Raw genomic sequence first — 15,304 nt, forward strand, 5'->3', positions numbered from 1 at the left:
AGTTTGAAATTTACATGGTATGTTGAATTCATTCTGTTGTTTGGGGAAGCTCAATTACTGATTTGGTGTGCTGCTATGCGAAAGCATGAGTAAAAGAGATGTTTCTGATTTTATAACGATCTTGCGAGCTGAGTATAAAGACTCGTAGCTTGTCGTTAACGGGAAATACGCAATGCACATGTTGGCCTTCAAGGAATTGGTTATCAGCCATATCCCAAAAGCTTTGAAGTGAGTTACGAATAACAGTTTTCATAGAATTTTTGCTCTTAAGTACGTGTCGTAGTAAAAGCAATCCGTGCAAGCCGACCTACTGGTATCTGACCAATCGGTATAAAGCCAAGTTCCTGTGTTGTTCATTAAATGTACATCATTAATGATGTCGGCGGATTCTACACATAATATTAAGTTAAATAAAGCGCTTATTTTGTATACAAAACAATGAGAACGTTTGCACTTGATCAAAGATAAACTATTCACCATAACTTAACGAATAAATACAATATCCTGACGTTAGAGCGTCAGTACTAAAATTTTTGAACGGCGTTGATAGTTGTACAAACTCTGTTTAGTTATCGGTAACGATTCCACACCGACTTCATAAAAACCTTGTTCTCTAAACCAATGCAAACTGTGCGTTGTCAAAACAAAGAGGCGATCTAAACGCATCGATTTTGCTTGTTGCTTCATGTGATTGAGTAACAATAAACCGCGGTTGCCGTCCCGATACTCCTGGTGAATAGCGACACACGCCATTTCTGCCATGCCCTCTTCTGGGTAAGGGTAAAGTGCGGCGCAACCAATCAATAAGCCATCCTTATCAATAATCGTGAATTTGTGGATCTCTTGCTCTAACTGCTCACGTGAACGCCGTACTAATATTCCTTGTTCTTCTAACGGGCGGATTAAATCGAAAATTCCGCCGATATCATCGATCTGTGCCTGACGGACTTGTTCAGCACTTGCCATGACGATCTGAGTGCCGATCCCGTCAAAAGAAAACAGCTCCTGAATTAAAGCACCATCTTGTTTGTAACTGACTAAGTGGCTACGTGGCACACCTGCACGGCACGCTGAAACGGCGGCACGCAGGAAGCGTGAGGTACCTGAGCTATTATCCTGAACTTGGTCGGTATCTGCTTCAATACGCTGCATTATCCTTTCAACATCAGATGGGAACAGTTCAGCAATCGCGTTGCCTTGCTCATCGATAATGCCTTGCTCTGAGCAAAAGCCGATCAGCTTATCTGCTTTTAGGCGTATTGCGACTTGTGTGGCTACTTCTTCAGAGAGCAAATTAAAACATTCGCCAGTGACGGAACTCGCAATTGGCCCCAGTAGCACGATCGAACCTTGGTCAAGCATACGGTTGATGCCTTCAATATCAATACGGCGAATGCGACCACTGTGGCAATAATCGACACCATCATCTATACCTAATGGTTGAGAGATAACAAAATTGCCACTAACGATATTGAGCTGAGTTCCTGCCATTGGCGTGTTATTTAAGCTCATTGAAAGGCGTGCTGTGATAGCGAGTTGGAGCTGCCCCGCGGCTTGCATGACTAAGCTGAGCGCTTCCTCATCAGTGACTCGAATGCCTTTGTGATAAGGAGTGGAGCAATGATGTGTCGCCAGAATCTGATTGATTTGTGGGCGAGCACCGTGCACCAAAACAATTTTGACACCAAGGCTATGCAGCAGTGCGAGATCGCTAATGATATTAGCGAAATTTTTATCGGCAATCGCTTCACCGCCGAGCATGATCACCATGGTTTTACCACGGTGAGCGTTAACATAGGGAGCAGATTGTCTAAATCCTTTAACGAGAGCTGTACTGCGAATTTTCACTCTGAGAGCACCTTGGTGTTTAAATATGTTAAAATAATGACTTTTTATTCGCGTATCGGCAAGTGGTTTTTTGAGTTTGGTGCAATTATTCAATCGCCGATTTTATCTCTGATTTAGGACACGTTAGACTGCTTGCCAATAAAGGCGAAATATGGCCAAAACCAACGAGTTAAGTCGCATGAAAATGACAAAAAACGTAGGCCTTACGGCTACGCCTCAGTTCACAAACTTGCGAAGACGTAAGTACATTGAACGAGGCTTGATGCTGGTTGTGATGATTGGCTTGCTTTCCGTAGCGTCGCTATACGGTGATCTCTTTACTCGGTTGGAAAACTATTTTTCGCCAAAGGATGAGGTGTATGGGGTTTGGGTTGAGCAGTATGTTGCCCCTTATTCAGCCAAACGAATTGAATTGGGGAAAGCAGGCGTGATCAGTAGCGGCCGAGTACTCACCACTTCATTTGAGTTTGATGGTCATTTTTTAGAATACCAGATTGGTGATACGAGCTATCGTTACAAAATGCGTGATGATAACAATACCGAAATGACACAAATGTCGTCGTCGCACTACAATCCAACCTTCCGATTGTCAGGAAAATACCAAAAAAACCTCCGTTAACAATTCGCTGATTGCGGTTTAGGCGCGAGTTTGTCATGCTTTTAGCAACTCAAATAACGGATAACTTCTGTGATTAAGCAAATTTTTCCTCTTGCGGCAGTACTGCTGCTGTTTGGTTGTGCGCAACCGACCGACCGTGCTCAGCAATATTTGGATGGTGATTTCTCTAAAGCGCTCAACAAAGTAGACACGGTGCAGTCCAATACGCCACGTGACTTTACGCAATTTTCCAAACAGAGCGAACAAGTGGTGACTCGCTCGGCGTCGATGGCAGCGATTTATCAACCTTTGTATCAACAGATCAGTGAATGGATTTTGCAAAGTGGTGATCCACAAGATTTGGCGAATTTTGGAATACAAGCGGCGCAGCTTGGTGGTGGCGATAAAAAAGGTAATGTGCTTTTCACTGGCTATTTTTCTCCGGTGATGGAGCTTCGCCATCAACCGGATGAAATATTCAAATATCCCGTATTTGGTTTGCCTGAATGTTCGGCCGATTGCCCAACGCGTGCGCAAATTTATGATGGTGCGTTAGCTGAAAAAGGGCTTGAGTTAGGTTATGCGGCGAACCTGATTGACCCTTTCATTATGGAGGTGCAAGGCAGTGGTTTTGTGCATTTTGAAGATGACGATACGCTTGAGTACTTCGCTTACGCGGGTAAGAATAACAAAGCCTACATCAGTATTGGCAAAGTCTTGATTGAACGAGGTGAAGTGACACGAGAGAAAATGTCACTCAAAGCGATCAAGGAATGGGTGCTAGCCAATGATGAACCGACGGTGAGAGAGCTGCTAGAGCAAAATCCTTCCTATGTCTTTTTTGCGCCCAAAGCGGCAGCCCCTGTCACTGGCTCTGCCGGTATTCCACTACTGCCGATGGCATCGGTGGCCGGAGATCGTTCCATCTTTCCAATGGGCACACCTATTTTAGCAGAAGTGCCGCTGCTCAATGCAGATGGTACATGGAGTGGCGCTCATCAGTTGAGAATGTTGATTGTGCTAGATACGGGCGGCGCGGTAAAAGATAACCACCTCGATCTGTACCATGGCATGGGCGAGCGCGCCGGAACGGAAGCTGGGCATTACAAACATTTTGGTCGCGTTTGGAAACTGGGGTTAGAAAACTCAGCCACACAAGCGCCTTGGGCATTGCCGCCTGAAAAGCTACAATAGTGACACAGGTTTCGACCTAGACTTTTAAATAAAGAGTGCGTATAAATCGCACTCTTTATTTTTCTATCGCTTTCAATCGGACTTTTAATTATGCGTGAACTCGATACCCCCGCTTCAGATAGCTACAACCAACGCTTCGGAGGCACTCGTCGCCTTTATGGAAATCGTGAGGTTGAAATACTGCGTGCTGCGCATGTGTGTGTGATTGGTATCGGTGGCGTTGGCTCGTGGGCAGTCGAAGCATTGGCGCGCACCGGCATTGGCGAGTTAACGCTGATTGATATGGACGATGTGTGCGTCACCAACATCAACCGTCAAATCCATGCGATGAGCGGTACGGTTGGGCAAAGTAAGATTGAAGTGATGGCCGAGCGGGTCAAGCTCATCAACCCTGAGTGTGTGGTGCACTTAATTGATGACTTTATCACGCCAGATAACCAGCACCGCTATTTGAGTCAAACGTTCGATTACGTGCTTGATGCGATAGACAGTTTGAAAGCGAAAGCTTCACTACTGGCTTATTGCCGTAGCAATAAAATTAAAGTGATTACCGTCGGTGGTGCGGGTGGTCAAGTTGACCCAACTCAAATCAAGGTCGCGGATTTAACCAAAACGATTCAAGACCCATTGGCAAAAAAACTCAAAGATACGCTTCGTCATCGCCATAATTTCCCTGTAAACCCTGCGCGTAAGTTTGGTATTGATTGCGTGTTCTCGACAGAGCAGCTCAAATATCCGCAAGCCGATGGCAGTGTGTGCGCGGTGAAATCAACCGCAGAAGGGCCAAAGCGGATGGATTGCGCCAGCGGATTTGGCGCTGCGACGGTTGTTACCGCAACCTTTGGTTTTGTTGCCGTAGCGCGCATTGTTGAAAAGTTAATTCAGAAACATAAGGTGTAACGTTAATGACTCCTTTTCCTGCCTCCCCCTTTGGTCGTGAGATTAGCGCTGATGACATTGTGGCGACCATGCAAAATTTTACTGGCTGGGAAGATCGCTATCGACAAGTGATCCAGTGGGGGAAGTTATTGCCCACGATGCCTGATGCTTTGAAATCGCAGCAAGTCAGTGTTGCAGGCTGCGAGAGTCAAGTATGGTTAGTGGGGCAGGAGCACCAAGGAATATGGTCTTTCTGTGCCGATTCGGATGCGCGGATTGTGCGTGGTTTAATTGCTTTAGTCCTTGCTGCGTACAACGGCAAGACCTACGCACAAATTCAAGCGTTTGATGTGGATGCTTATTTTGAAAAAATAGGCTTGATTGCCCATTTAAGTCCTTCACGTGGTAATGGCCTTAAAGCCATTGTCGATAAGATAAAAAATATCGATCCAAGCTGAGCATCTCCCCCTTTTGATGAAAGGGGGAATTATTACAGCATATCAACCGCTTTAGTGATGGCGGCGATCAACTGTTCAACCTCTTGTTCGGTATTGTAAATACCAAACGAAATTCTCACTGTGCCAGTTAACCCGAGCGCATCCATTAATGGGTGAGCGCAGTGATGGCCAGAGCGAACCGCGATGCCTTGCTGATCGAGTAAGGTGGCTATGTCTTGATGATGAACGCCATCCATCACAAAACTGAGAATACTGGCATTCGGTTGATAGCCGATCACGCGAATATCATCGAGCTGTTGCAGGGCTTGATAAGTACGTGCTTGCAATCTATGCAGGTGAGTTTCTACGGTCGTCCGATTGCAGTTTTGTAACCATTCGATTGCTTTGGCAAGGGCTATCGCTCCTGCGACATTCGGTGTGCCTGCTTCAAATTTCCCCGGCAGTTCGGCAAATGTTGTGCCTTCAAACGACACTTTTTCTACCATCTTGCCGCCGCCATGCCATGGAGGCATTGTTTCAAGCAGCGCTAATTTTCCGTACAGAACGCCAATGCCAGCGGGAGCGTAAAGCTTGTGCCCAGAAAAGAGATAAAAGTCGGCGTCGAGTTCGCGCACGTTGACAGTTTCATGCACAATTCCTTGCGCGCCATCAATCACGACCACCGCGCCGACTTGGTGCGCTAGTTTAATCACAGTTTCAATCGGTTGGCGCGTACCCGTTACGTTGGTGGTATGGGCTAGGGCGACAATTTTGGTTTTACTCGATAATCGTGTTTGAAAAGCCTCAAGATCAAAGTGGCACTCTGGCGTGATGGGGACTTTGACGACGCTTGCTCCGGTTTGAGCCGCGACGATTTGCCAAGGCACTATATTGGCGTGGTGTTCCATTTCACTGACCAGAATCTCATCACCGGCTTGCAATGTATTACGTGCGTAAGTCTGCGCGATCAGGTTGATCGCTTCGGTCGCTCCGCGAGTCCAAATAATCTCTTTGCGAGATGATGCGCCAATAAATTGAGCCATAGTGTCACGCGCCGCTTCAAAATCGCTGGTCGCTTTTGCTGTTAAGCGATGGCTACCACGATGTACATTGGCATTTTGCGTACTGTAGTAATGGCTAATGGCATCTATCACCACTTGCGGCTTTTGCGTGGTAGCGGCGCTGTCTAGATAAATCAGAATTTCGCCATCCACGGCTTGATTGAGCGCGGGGAATTGGTCGCGAATGGTCTGCACGTCAAACATTATTGCTCACCTAACTTGTGATAATTCAATGCTGCCAGTGTCACCATTGGCTGTGCAACTGACCATGCGTGTGCTTTACCTGAGAGTGATATGATGATCTCCATCGCGAACTCAAGTGCTGTTCCCGGCCCTTGGCTGGTGATTAATTGATGGTTTGTATCGATGGTTACGCGTTGATCTCGCCATAAATCAGTGGGGATATGATCGCGAAAAGCCGGGTGCCCTGTCATGATCGCTTGCGGGAAAAGCTGATGATGTTGCAAAACTAAGGCTGGCGTGGCACAAATAGCCGCCAACCATCGACCATGGTTATGCTGTTGCTTGAGCATTTCGATTAGCACTGGATTGTCACGAAAGATCTCAGCGCCTCCAACGCCACCGGGCAGCGCAATCACGTCAAACTCTTCATCGATCACATCCTGCAGTTTACAGTCTGCGGTTAATGTCACTCCGCGTGAGGCTTTCATCATCAATTGCCCGTCGAGATTAGCACTGGCAACCACGACTTGATAGCCAGCTCTGACCATCATATCAATCACGGTGATCGCTTCCATCTCTTCGCAGCCCGTTGCTATCGGGACTAAAATTCGTTTACTCATTGGCTTTTCCAGCGGTGTTCTATCTGTTGAATGGCGTGATATAGCTTACTATTTTCTGGTGTTACGAGCTGATGTTGCTCTGCTTTCTTCAGTAAATAGCCCGTAATAAAGTCTATCTCAGTCTTACGTTGATAGAAAATATCTTGATGCATTGACGAATAATTCTCTGCTGTGGCTTGAATCACCTGCTTAACCTTAGCAAGCAGTGATGATTGAGTGATCGCAAAGCCTTCAGCGCTCATGACATCGGCGACTTCTGCAACAATATTTTCCAGCGGCCGTTGGAAGCGTTCATCGGCTAACTCACCATTGCGACATTGCTCTAATGCGGTGAGCGGGTTAATCGCGCAGTTAATTGCAAGCTTATGCCATAGTGCTTCTTCAATCGTGTTATTCCACATTACGTCTGGCAATGTATGCTGTAGTACATCCACTAGAAACTGACACTGCTTGCCTTGGGCGTTGTAAGCCCCTAATTGAGTTACGCCTTTGCCAGTATGCAATACTTGATTCATTGACGGCTTGAGTGCACCGTGCGTGGTGGTTGAAAGCACAATAGGAAAGTCATTCAGTGGATCCTGCATCGAATCAAGCGCGCCCATGCCGTTGTGCATAAATAGCAAAATGGTGTCACGATTGAGTGTATTCAGCAGCGGAGTGAGCGCTTGCTCGACTTGCCAAGCCTTAACAGTAATCAGTAAGAGATCGGCATGGCAGAGCGCGCTGTGATCATTGCAGGGCAGGGTAATAGACGCCTGTTTATCTAAAGCAATGGAAAGTGAAGATTGAGGTTGTCTGCCCCATAATGAAACGCGGTGTCCAGCAGCATGCAGCTTTGTCGCCCAAAGCAACCCAACCGCGCCCGGCCCAAGCACGACGATATTCATAACACCTCTCCATATTTGACTTTGCGCCAAGGATAATGAGGTAGAAATGGAAAGCAATAAAAATGGCGCTCGAGAGCGCCATTTGCCAAAACTTAGGTTCGATTAGAACTTGTAAGTCACAGCTAGGTAGTGACCAAAGCCAGTTGACTTGAAGCTATTAGTATCTTTGATACCGTAGATATCTTTGTAACCTTTTAGACCGTAACCCACAGCAAAGCGGTCTGAGTGCCAGTAGATACCGTTAAACATAGCGCCGCCATTGCTAGATGTTGCGTATCCTTTGTCTGTTTCCATACCAAATTGGTAATCGATGTAACCTTGGTAAGAGATAAATGAGCCGTTTTCAAAGAAGTAGAAAGGCTTGAACCAGTTGGTTGAGATTTGGAGACCATTCCAATCTTTCTTATTTGAATCGTAAGTACCGTACAGGTTTAAACCTACTTTACCTAGCCAAGGCACATTCACATCAGAGCCAAGGCCCACTTTTTGAGTGTTAACGCCAGAGTTACCACCCCATTCCATTAGCGTAGAGACATACAACTCTTGCACTGGCCCGAAAGACAAATCTTTACCTGTAAGTGCATCTAGTGACATACGAGGTGCAAACTTCATAAAGATTTTTTCGGCACCTTCTTTGTCACTGCTTGGGTTGCTTAGCAGGTTAAAGATATCAACGTAACCGTACAGATCAAAAATCCCTGAGCGGCCGCCAAATTCCATCTCTAGGTAATCATGCGATGACTCACCTGGTAATTCATCGATTGCAGCCATTAGGTTAAATTGCATCCATTTGTAATCGTTTTTATGGATGTCGCCATCTGAATAGTCAGCGGCCATAACTGGAGCAGAAGTTGCAGCCATTAGGCCTAGAGCTAGAAGTGATTTACGCATAAGGGGGACTCTCTATGTTTTGTCATAATTCAGCACACGTATATTTCTGATGTGCGTTCAATTGGCCCGAATAATAACGATAAAAATCTCAATTAAAAGTGATTGCGAATGCAAAAGTGAACAAACTTAGTGACTGCGGTCACGTTAATGAATATTTGCTCGGAACTAAATTAATATTTCGTTCGCTTGCATCTTTAATGTGATTTTAATCACTTAAACGTTTGCTTTGGTATTGTTTTATGCAAATCGATAAACCAACATTTTTAGTTAGTGATCGTTTTGTAATCTTCAACGTATTTATTGACGGGCATGATGAAGAGTGATGAATGATGAAGAAATTGATGCTGTTTCCTTTAGCTTCAATCGTTTTACCAGAAGGGAAAATGAAGCTACGGATCTTTGAATCAAGGTATAAGAGGATGGTCACTCAATCCAGCCAGTCTGACTCTACATTTGGGATTTGTTTGATTGATAACAAAAAAGGCAATAAAGCAAATCAGTTATCTAAATTTGGGATGTTGGTTAAGATTGTTGATTTTGAAGCGCTCGACAATGGGATGTTAGGATTAACCGTGATGGGAATGGAGCGCTTTAAAATAGAGTCAGTAGTGAGCGAATTTGATGGCCTGCGAGTTGCTCAGGTCACGTCATTGCCCAGTTGGCCAGTAAGAGATTTAGAACCTCACGAATGGTATTTAAGCCACCAGATACAAGCGGTTTATCAGCAATTCCCTCAGCTTGGCGAGCTCTATTCGCACTGTTTTTTTGATGATGCCAGTTGGGTGGCGCAGCGATGGCTAGAGCTGCTCCCTATCTCGATTCAACAATTTGATGATTTAATGAGGCAGGATGACGCGCACAGTGCGGTTGACTTTTTATTGCAGGTAATCGAAGTCTCACACTAACTTTGAAAGCGTGTAGTAAACTTAAACGAGAAGTCGCTCTGTAGTAGTGGCTCTGCATAAAAAAGAATACGACGAGTGATCGATGTATGCATTACTCACGTATAAAGGTTTATGGCTACTGTATGCCAATAACAACGGTTACTCCTAAAGGAAGAGCGCAGCATGAGCAGTGATTCTCAGCATAGTGTGTCGCTAAGCCCAAGCTACACCAAGCAAGACTGGGCTGAATGCATGGAACGTGTCAAGCAACGTGATAAGCAGGCGTTTGCCTTAGTGTTTCGTTATTTCTCTCCTCGCTTACAACAGTTTGCGTTTAAGCATGTAGGCAGTGAGCAAGTGGCGTTAGAAATGGTGCAAGAAACTATGACCACGGTGTGGCAGAAATCGCATCTATTCGATAACCGAAAAAGTTCGCTTTCGACGTGGGTTTACACGATTGCACGCAATTTGTGTTTTGATCTCCTGCGTAAGCAGCGCGGACGAGAGTTACATGTTTATGCCGATGATATTTGGCCAACTGACTACTGCCCACCTGATTTGGTTGAACATTATTGTCCTGAACATGACATGTTAAAAGAGCAAATATTAAAGTTTGTGGCGTTGTTGCCTGAAGCTCAGCAAGCCATCGTGAAGGCGGTGTATCTTGAAGAACTGCCCCAGCAGCAGGTTGCGGAGATGTTCAATATTCCTCTCGGTACTGTCAAATCGCGTTTACGACTAGCCGTTGAAAAACTTAGACATTCTATTCAAGCGGAGCAATTATGAGCCACCATCCAAGCAACGAAGTACTGCAGCAGTATGCCAATGGTTCAATTGATGCGGCGCATGGCATTATGATTGCCACTCACCTTGAACTTTGTACTCAGTGTCGTCAACAGGTTCAATACTTAGAAACTCGGGCCGCCGAAGCATTGCTGAGCCAATCGTTGCCGCAACAAAGAATAGCCGTTTCTAATGATGATCATTTAAACCAGATGTTTGAAACGATCACGGCGCTGGATACTCTACACCCATCGACCTTGCGTAAGCCTGAGCCGATAGAAATTAAAGTCAATGATCGCGTTGTGATGCTGCCTAGTACACTGAGCCAACTGATTCGTTTTAAAGGCGAGTGGCGCAGCTATGGTGGTAAAGTTTTTAGTGCCCATCTAGATATTGCTGAAGACTCTCGCATGAACCTGATGTACATCAATCACAACGTGCAGATCCCTCAGCATACACACAAAGGGGTTGAGTCGACCTTGGTGCTCCATGGTGGCTTCAGTGATGAAGATGGGCATTATAAAGTGGGTGATTTCATTCAAAGAGATGCGAGTATTAAACACAGCCCATTTACCAAAGTGGATGAAGATTGTTTATGCTTAACGGTGCTAACTGAGCCGATGCTGTTTACGCAAGGTGTTGCGAGAGTTTTTAACTTATTTGGTAAAGGTCTCTATCCGTAGTCCATAGCAGGCACATCAAATTAAAAAAGGTCGTATTGTACGACCTTTTTTTCATCTAACGCTTATCAATGCCTTGCTTGGCAATATCATCGATGTCTCTCTGCCGAGCTTTTTGCAGTAAATCAGCAAAATAATGGCGCAGTGAGTAGAGCATGATAAGGCTTGGTACTACCATCAGTGCGGTAATAATAAAGAATAGTGACCAATTATTGAGATAGTCGACCAACTCCCCGCTAAAGGAAGCCAGCGTGGTGCGGCCAAAGTTTCCTAGAGAGGCCAATAGCGCATATTGCGTTGCTGAAAATGCCTGCCCTGTTAACACAGTAAGAAACGAAACAAAGGCCACGGTGGAAAACGCAGTGGTAAAGTTATCGACAATTATGGTCGCCAAAAACAGATGCTCATTAGGGCCAACTTGAGCGATCCACGAAAACATCAAATTACTGGCAGACATCGCGATGCCACCAATCATCAAGCCGCGAACAATACCAAATCGCACGTTAAACATACTGCCAATCAAAGTGAAGAATAGGGTTGCTCCCCAACCAATTAACTTCGAGTAGTGGCCAATTTGTTCGTTGCTAAAGCCAATTTCTTTGTAAAATGGAATCGACATTCGGCCAAGAAAAGCTTCGCCAATCTTGAATAAAAAGACAAACAACAGCAGGGTTAGCGCTACTTGCGTGCCATTGCGTTTGAAGAAATCGAGAAATGGTTCGATTACGGTAACGGTGAACCACGCGACGACTTTCGAACCAACTACTTGATTGTGTCGCAGCTCCGCTTGATGCTGTAGTGCTTCGCGATGTGTTTTTGGTTCTCCCACCAAGAGCGTGAAAAGCATTAACAGCCCGACACAGAGTGCCATGCCATAATAAACGGCATTCCAACCGATACTATCGGCGTTTACAAAAGCGAGATAGCCCGGCAGAGAATATCCAGTCCACCACCCCATGATGGCCATGGCGGAGGCTTGTGGCAGCTTATTGGCTTGTGATTTGGGGAAAGTATCGATACGAAAAGCATCAATCGCGATATCTTGAGTGGCAGAAGCGATCGCAATGCCCAAGGCAAGCATTGAGGTAAACATCAAATTTTGGGCTGGATTGACACCCGCAATCAGCAACGTACAGATCAAAATGATCGATTGGCACAAAAATACCCAACTGCGGCGTTGACCTAATAATGGCGTCAGAATGGGTAATTTGACGCGATCCACCAATGGGGCCCATAGAAAATTAATCGCGTAAACTGCGAAGACACTGCCAAAATAACCAATAGCAGCGGTGGTTAAGCCTGCATCTTTTAGCCATCCTGACATATTTGAACCAATCAAAACCCACGGGAAACCGCTCGAACACCCCATCATAAATACCCACAATAGGCGTTTATCAAGATAGCTACGGATAGTTTCCATCCAAGTGAGAGAGGAGGAGGTTGATGGCATACAGCGAATCCTTGTCAGTAAAGCAGCTTAGGTCGAAAGGCGACCCAATAAAATCAAACGCCGATAAATCGGCGTTGGTATGGTTATTGTTCTAGTGTGACATTCGTAATAACGATTGGTTCGATGGGGACGTCTTGCATTCGCCCTTTCGTGCTGGTCGGCTGTTGAGCCATTTTTTGCACAACATCAAACCCTTGCGTGACTTTACCAAAGACTGCATAACCCGGTGGGCGAGCGTTGTAGTTGAGAAAATCATTATCGACCAAGTTAATAAAGAATTGGCGAGTAGCTGAGTTAGGATCATTGGTACGGGCCATTGCGATCGTCGCGGTGTCATTAGTCAACCCATTGCTCGCTTCATTTTTGATGGGAGCGTAAGTGGTGAGTTGTTTTAAATCCGCATCAAATCCGCCGCCTTGTGCCATAAAGCCTGGGATAACGCGGTGGAACTGGCTGCCAACATAACTGCCATCTTCAACATATTTTACGAAGTTTGCGACAGTCGTTGGCGCTTTCTCTGTATTAAGTTCAACAGTAAATGACCCTAAGTTCGTCTCAATTAGGACGTTGGGCGCCGAAAACGCAGTGCAACTGACGAGCGCTAATGTCGTAACGAGAGAGCGTAACATTAAAAGCGCTCCTGTAAATAACCATTAAGTTCGCTGTCATTGGCAATTTCTTTAAGTACCAAGTTCATGACATCGTTGAGTACCATTTCAATCTCATCATTTGAAGCGCTGAGTGTACCGGAACGTTTCGCCGTTCCGTTGAACGTTTTTACCAATTTGCCTTTTGGTGTTTCCGCGGTGATTTCAAGTGTGACACTGCCATCCATTTCATTCGACATGACGCTGTGTTTTACCGTCACTAGTGCTTCTGCAATTTCAACGGTGACATTGTTTTCGCTGTTCACTGTTAAGCGATAGCCTTGAGAGCTAAATTGTTCTGCCAACGCATTCTCAACCGCAATGCGAACATTTTGTTTGGCATGAATTGGCTCAATATTAGAGCGGCCACTATCCACTAAAGCCACATATTGCGCCGATCGAACATCTTTGCTAACCAGAGTAAAGGCTTTATTGTTGACGACCGTATTTTTGCTGGTCGTTGCAGTAGGCATAAAGTTGATTTGCTGTTGCTGAGGTGCGGCACAAGCGGTGAGTAATGCGATTGAGGCTGCGAGAACCAGTTTTTTCATGGTCATTTCCTTTCTTATCCTTGCCTATTTAGTTGCTTGTAAGATAACAAATTTATGGTTGGTCGCGACAGTTTTTACCTGCCCTTGGCCAAATAATCTTGCTAGTTTTACATCGTAGCCGAGGTGGCGATTGCCGATCACTAATAATCGTCCCCCTTTTTTAAGAACATGCTTTGCATCACAGAACATCTGCCAAGCAATGTGATCCGTGATAGCTTGTTGTTGATGGAATGGTGGGTTACACAATACTAAACAGCTACTCTCTTGTTGAAAACCATCTAAGCAGTTATTCGCAATGCATTGAATATTGCGATCTTCTCCTAAATTCTCCAGCAAATTTAGCTTTGCAGACTCGACGGCCATCAAGCTTTCATCAACGCAGGTCATTCGTACTTGAGGATTGAGTTGGCCCATCTTGATTGATAACACCCCGTTGCCGCATCCAAGATCGATGATGTGCTGTAACTTAGGATCTTGTGGAAGATGCTGTAGAAAAAAGCGTGCGCCGAGATCCAATCCTTCACCTGAGTAGACATTCGGCAGATTTTTTAGACGGATGGATTCGCTTTCTACGGCCCATTCAGTTATGGGTTCCACCGTTTCAATCGGTGATACGTTCGGTGCTGAAAAAACGAGGCGGTGTTTTTTCCATGCAAGAGAAGTGCTTGTTGAACCTAAATACTTTTCAAATAAGTTTAAGGTTGATGTGTGGATCTCTTTCGCTTTGTTGACCGCTATCACAGGGCAATCTTGGGCAAGGGACTGACGGAGTTGGCTTAATTGCCAAACCAAGTGACGATTGCTCTTGGGCAATTGAAAAAGCACCAGATCGACCGATTCAGGGATGGCATCCATTGTTGAGAGCAATTGCACGTTGCGGCACTGATTGCGCTGAAGATTGTTTAACGTACCTTGTTGCGAAATAAAAGAGTCGCTCATCATGGTGACGTGATGCTTATCTGCAAACCAACACGATAGAGCGCCAAAGTGATCGTTTAAAATAAGGATGCGTTTGCCTATTGCTAAATTCAACGCTTCAATATGATTAATCATATATTCATCGCCCGCATCCCAAGCTTGTAATGTTTCGTTTGAACGATGTGGGAAACGGTGCAAGCTCAACGTTCGATCATGCAGTGCCAACTCTGTTTTCATAATTTTTTATAGGTCGTAGTGAGAATTACGGATGCATTGTCTCAAATGGCGTAGAAACAAGGAACCAAAACCTTTCGCTATTCTATAAGGCTAGTTAAACTTAAATCTCTTTACACTCGTATATGTTCTCATGCTCTTATTTGAGGAAGAAAGGCAACGGTATGATCCAACCCATAATCGAACAAAAATTGCATCAAGCATTTCACCCTGATTATTTGAAAGTCGAAAATGAAAGCTATATGCACAATGTGCCTTCAGGATCGGAAAGCCATTTTAAAGTCATTGTGGTGAGTGACCGTTTTGAAGGAATGCGTTTGATTGGCCGTCACCGACAGGTTAACCAAGTGTTGGCAGAAGAGTTAGCGAACCACATTCATGCACTCTCGATTCATACCTACACACCACAAGAGTGGCAGGCGCAAATTAGTGGCGTACCTGATAGTCCTATGTGTATGGGCGGTGGAAAATAACTCGTTCAGAACCGTCTAAATATGCTGTTCTCTTGTTCTGTTTTTGAGCGGAATATTAACAGTATTTAAACAAATTGACGAGATGA

18 protein-coding genes are annotated in these 15,304 nt (G+C 45.2%); 8 read left to right on the forward strand and 10 right to left on the reverse strand.

The window, feature by feature from the left end; translation table 11 throughout:
* Nucleotides 1–73: 73 nt before the first annotated feature.
* Both N5E84_RS01585 and argA read right to left on the reverse strand, forming a co-directional pair.
* Nucleotides 74–253, reverse strand: coding sequence for a hypothetical protein (locus N5E84_RS01585; RefSeq protein ID WP_019282331.1), 180 nt, complete (start codon nt 251–253; stop codon nt 74–76).
* Between the two features lie 257 nt (nt 254–510).
* A complete protein-coding gene (argA, locus tag N5E84_RS01590) occupies nt 511–1,848 on the reverse strand; it encodes an amino-acid N-acetyltransferase (RefSeq protein WP_026027647.1) in 1,338 nt (445 codons plus the stop codon).
* A gap of 151 nt (nt 1,849–1,999) precedes the next feature.
* Here argA and N5E84_RS01595 point away from each other — a divergent pair, with 151 nt between their 5' ends.
* From N5E84_RS01595 to csdE, 4 genes are all read left to right on the forward strand, one after another.
* Complete coding sequence (locus N5E84_RS01595; RefSeq protein WP_013856155.1) at nt 2,000–2,467, forward strand: DUF2850 domain-containing protein; 468 nt, start codon at nt 2,000–2,002, stop codon at nt 2,465–2,467.
* 69 nt (nt 2,468–2,536) lie between these two features.
* The gene (gene mltA, locus N5E84_RS01600) at nt 2,537–3,640 is read left to right on the forward strand and encodes a murein transglycosylase A (RefSeq protein WP_013856156.1); all 1,104 of its coding nucleotides are present in this window, start codon (nt 2,537–2,539) and stop codon (nt 3,638–3,640) included.
* Nucleotides 3,641–3,730: 90 nt separating this feature from the next.
* Nucleotides 3,731–4,540 carry a tRNA cyclic N6-threonylcarbamoyladenosine(37) synthase TcdA gene (gene tcdA / locus N5E84_RS01605; protein ID WP_017049732.1) on the forward strand — a complete coding sequence of 270 codons (810 nt, stop codon included), beginning with the start codon at nt 3,731–3,733 and terminating at the stop codon, nt 4,538–4,540.
* A 5-nt stretch (nt 4,541–4,545) separates the two neighbouring features.
* Nucleotides 4,546–4,977, forward strand: coding sequence for a cysteine desulfurase sulfur acceptor subunit CsdE (csdE, locus tag N5E84_RS01610; protein ID WP_017046572.1), 432 nt, complete (start codon nt 4,546–4,548; stop codon nt 4,975–4,977).
* Nucleotides 4,978–5,009: 32 nt separating this feature from the next.
* On the opposite strand, the gene csdA is transcribed toward csdE, so the two are convergent.
* The 4 genes from csdA to N5E84_RS01630 form a co-directional block, all read right to left on the reverse strand.
* On the reverse strand, nt 5,010–6,221 hold the full coding sequence (gene csdA, locus N5E84_RS01615) for a cysteine desulfurase CsdA (RefSeq protein ID WP_019282329.1): 1,212 nt from the start codon (nt 6,219–6,221) through the stop codon (nt 5,010–5,012).
* Entirely contained in the window at nt 6,221–6,820 is a 600-nt protein-coding gene (locus tag N5E84_RS01620; protein ID WP_019282328.1) for a DJ-1 family glyoxalase III, read from the reverse strand. The genes csdA and N5E84_RS01620 overlap by 1 nt, the downstream gene beginning before the upstream one ends.
* Nucleotides 6,817–7,707 (reverse strand): 2-dehydropantoate 2-reductase, encoded by an 891-nt coding sequence (gene panE, locus N5E84_RS01625; protein WP_019282327.1) that lies wholly within the window; start codon nt 7,705–7,707, stop codon nt 6,817–6,819. The genes N5E84_RS01620 and panE overlap by 4 nt, the downstream gene beginning before the upstream one ends.
* A 102-nt stretch (nt 7,708–7,809) precedes the next feature.
* On the reverse strand, nt 7,810–8,598 hold the full coding sequence (locus N5E84_RS01630) for an outer membrane protein OmpK (protein WP_019282326.1): 789 nt from the start codon (nt 8,596–8,598) through the stop codon (nt 7,810–7,812).
* Nucleotides 8,599–8,927: 329 nt separating this feature from the next.
* On the opposite strand from N5E84_RS01630, the gene N5E84_RS01635 reads away from it, so the two are divergent.
* The 3 genes from N5E84_RS01635 to N5E84_RS01645 all read left to right on the forward strand — a co-directional run bounded on the left by N5E84_RS01635 (nt 8,928) and on the right by N5E84_RS01645 (nt 10,948).
* On the forward strand, nt 8,928–9,503 hold the full coding sequence (locus N5E84_RS01635) for an LON peptidase substrate-binding domain-containing protein (protein WP_175418679.1): 576 nt from the start codon (nt 8,928–8,930) through the stop codon (nt 9,501–9,503).
* 162 nt (nt 9,504–9,665) lie between these two features.
* The gene (locus N5E84_RS01640; protein WP_013856164.1) at nt 9,666–10,268 is read left to right on the forward strand and encodes an RNA polymerase sigma factor; all 603 of its coding nucleotides are present in this window, start codon (nt 9,666–9,668) and stop codon (nt 10,266–10,268) included.
* Nucleotides 10,265–10,948 carry a ChrR family anti-sigma-E factor gene (locus N5E84_RS01645; protein ID WP_019282325.1) on the forward strand — a complete coding sequence of 228 codons (684 nt, stop codon included), beginning with the start codon at nt 10,265–10,267 and terminating at the stop codon, nt 10,946–10,948. Before N5E84_RS01640 ends, N5E84_RS01645 begins: the two co-directional genes overlap by 4 nt.
* Nucleotides 10,949–11,003: 55 nt before the next feature.
* On the opposite strand, the gene N5E84_RS01650 is transcribed toward N5E84_RS01645, so the two are convergent.
* The 4 genes from N5E84_RS01650 to N5E84_RS01665 all read right to left on the reverse strand — a co-directional run bounded on the left by N5E84_RS01650 (nt 11,004) and on the right by N5E84_RS01665 (nt 14,748).
* The gene (locus tag N5E84_RS01650; protein WP_029388243.1) at nt 11,004–12,395 is read right to left on the reverse strand and encodes an AmpG family muropeptide MFS transporter; all 1,392 of its coding nucleotides are present in this window, start codon (nt 12,393–12,395) and stop codon (nt 11,004–11,006) included.
* 83 nt (nt 12,396–12,478) lie between these two features.
* Nucleotides 12,479–13,024: a peptidylprolyl isomerase gene (locus tag N5E84_RS01655; RefSeq protein ID WP_013856167.1), complete on the reverse strand. Its 546-nt coding sequence runs from the start codon at nt 13,022–13,024 to the stop codon at nt 12,479–12,481.
* The gene (locus N5E84_RS01660; RefSeq protein WP_026027920.1) at nt 13,024–13,593 is read right to left on the reverse strand and encodes a YajG family lipoprotein; all 570 of its coding nucleotides are present in this window, start codon (nt 13,591–13,593) and stop codon (nt 13,024–13,026) included. The genes N5E84_RS01655 and N5E84_RS01660 overlap by 1 nt, the downstream gene beginning before the upstream one ends.
* A gap of 24 nt (nt 13,594–13,617) precedes the next feature.
* Nucleotides 13,618–14,748, reverse strand: a complete 1,131-nt coding sequence (locus tag N5E84_RS01665) for a methyltransferase (RefSeq protein WP_019282324.1) — start codon at nt 14,746–14,748, stop codon at nt 13,618–13,620.
* Nucleotides 14,749–14,909: 161 nt separating this feature from the next.
* Between N5E84_RS01665 and bolA the strand changes: the two genes are divergently transcribed.
* Entirely contained in the window at nt 14,910–15,218 is a 309-nt protein-coding gene (gene bolA, locus N5E84_RS01670; RefSeq protein WP_026028533.1) for a transcriptional regulator BolA, read from the forward strand.
* Nucleotides 15,219–15,304 lie beyond the last annotated feature (86 nt).

Origin of the sequence: Vibrio sp. J502, from assembly GCF_025397955.1 — a bacterium.
Lineage (GTDB): Bacteria > Pseudomonadota > Gammaproteobacteria > Enterobacterales > Vibrionaceae > Vibrio > Vibrio anguillarum.

Excerpts from the sequence above, each read along its gene's own strand:
- csdA (WP_019282329.1), bottom strand. The coding sequence starts at position 6,221 with ATGTTTGACGTGCAGACCATTCGCGACCAATTCCCCGCGCTCAATCAA.
- bolA (WP_026028533.1), top strand. The coding sequence starts at position 14,910 with ATGATCCAACCCATAATCGAACAAAAATTGCATCAAGCATTTCACCCT.
- N5E84_RS01650 (WP_029388243.1), bottom strand. The coding sequence starts at position 12,395 with ATGCCATCAACCTCCTCCTCTCTCACTTGGATGGAAACTATCCGTAGC.
- N5E84_RS01660 (WP_026027920.1), bottom strand. The coding sequence starts at position 13,593 with ATGAAAAAACTGGTTCTCGCAGCCTCAATCGCATTACTCACCGCTTGT.
- N5E84_RS01655 (WP_013856167.1), bottom strand. The coding sequence starts at position 13,024 with ATGTTACGCTCTCTCGTTACGACATTAGCGCTCGTCAGTTGCACTGCG.
- N5E84_RS01635 (WP_175418679.1), top strand. The coding sequence starts at position 8,928 with ATGAAGAAATTGATGCTGTTTCCTTTAGCTTCAATCGTTTTACCAGAA.
- csdE (WP_017046572.1), top strand. The coding sequence starts at position 4,546 with ATGACTCCTTTTCCTGCCTCCCCCTTTGGTCGTGAGATTAGCGCTGAT.
- N5E84_RS01640 (WP_013856164.1), top strand. The coding sequence starts at position 9,666 with ATGAGCAGTGATTCTCAGCATAGTGTGTCGCTAAGCCCAAGCTACACC.
- N5E84_RS01595 (WP_013856155.1), top strand. The coding sequence starts at position 2,000 with ATGGCCAAAACCAACGAGTTAAGTCGCATGAAAATGACAAAAAACGTA.
- N5E84_RS01620 (WP_019282328.1), bottom strand. The coding sequence starts at position 6,820 with ATGAGTAAACGAATTTTAGTCCCGATAGCAACGGGCTGCGAAGAGATG.
- tcdA (WP_017049732.1), top strand. The coding sequence starts at position 3,731 with ATGCGTGAACTCGATACCCCCGCTTCAGATAGCTACAACCAACGCTTC.
- N5E84_RS01585 (WP_019282331.1), bottom strand. The coding sequence starts at position 253 with ATGAAAACTGTTATTCGTAACTCACTTCAAAGCTTTTGGGATATGGCT.
- N5E84_RS01645 (WP_019282325.1), top strand. The coding sequence starts at position 10,265 with ATGAGCCACCATCCAAGCAACGAAGTACTGCAGCAGTATGCCAATGGT.
- N5E84_RS01665 (WP_019282324.1), bottom strand. The coding sequence starts at position 14,748 with ATGAAAACAGAGTTGGCACTGCATGATCGAACGTTGAGCTTGCACCGT.
- panE (WP_019282327.1), bottom strand. The coding sequence starts at position 7,707 with ATGAATATCGTCGTGCTTGGGCCGGGCGCGGTTGGGTTGCTTTGGGCG.
- N5E84_RS01630 (WP_019282326.1), bottom strand. The coding sequence starts at position 8,598 with ATGCGTAAATCACTTCTAGCTCTAGGCCTAATGGCTGCAACTTCTGCT.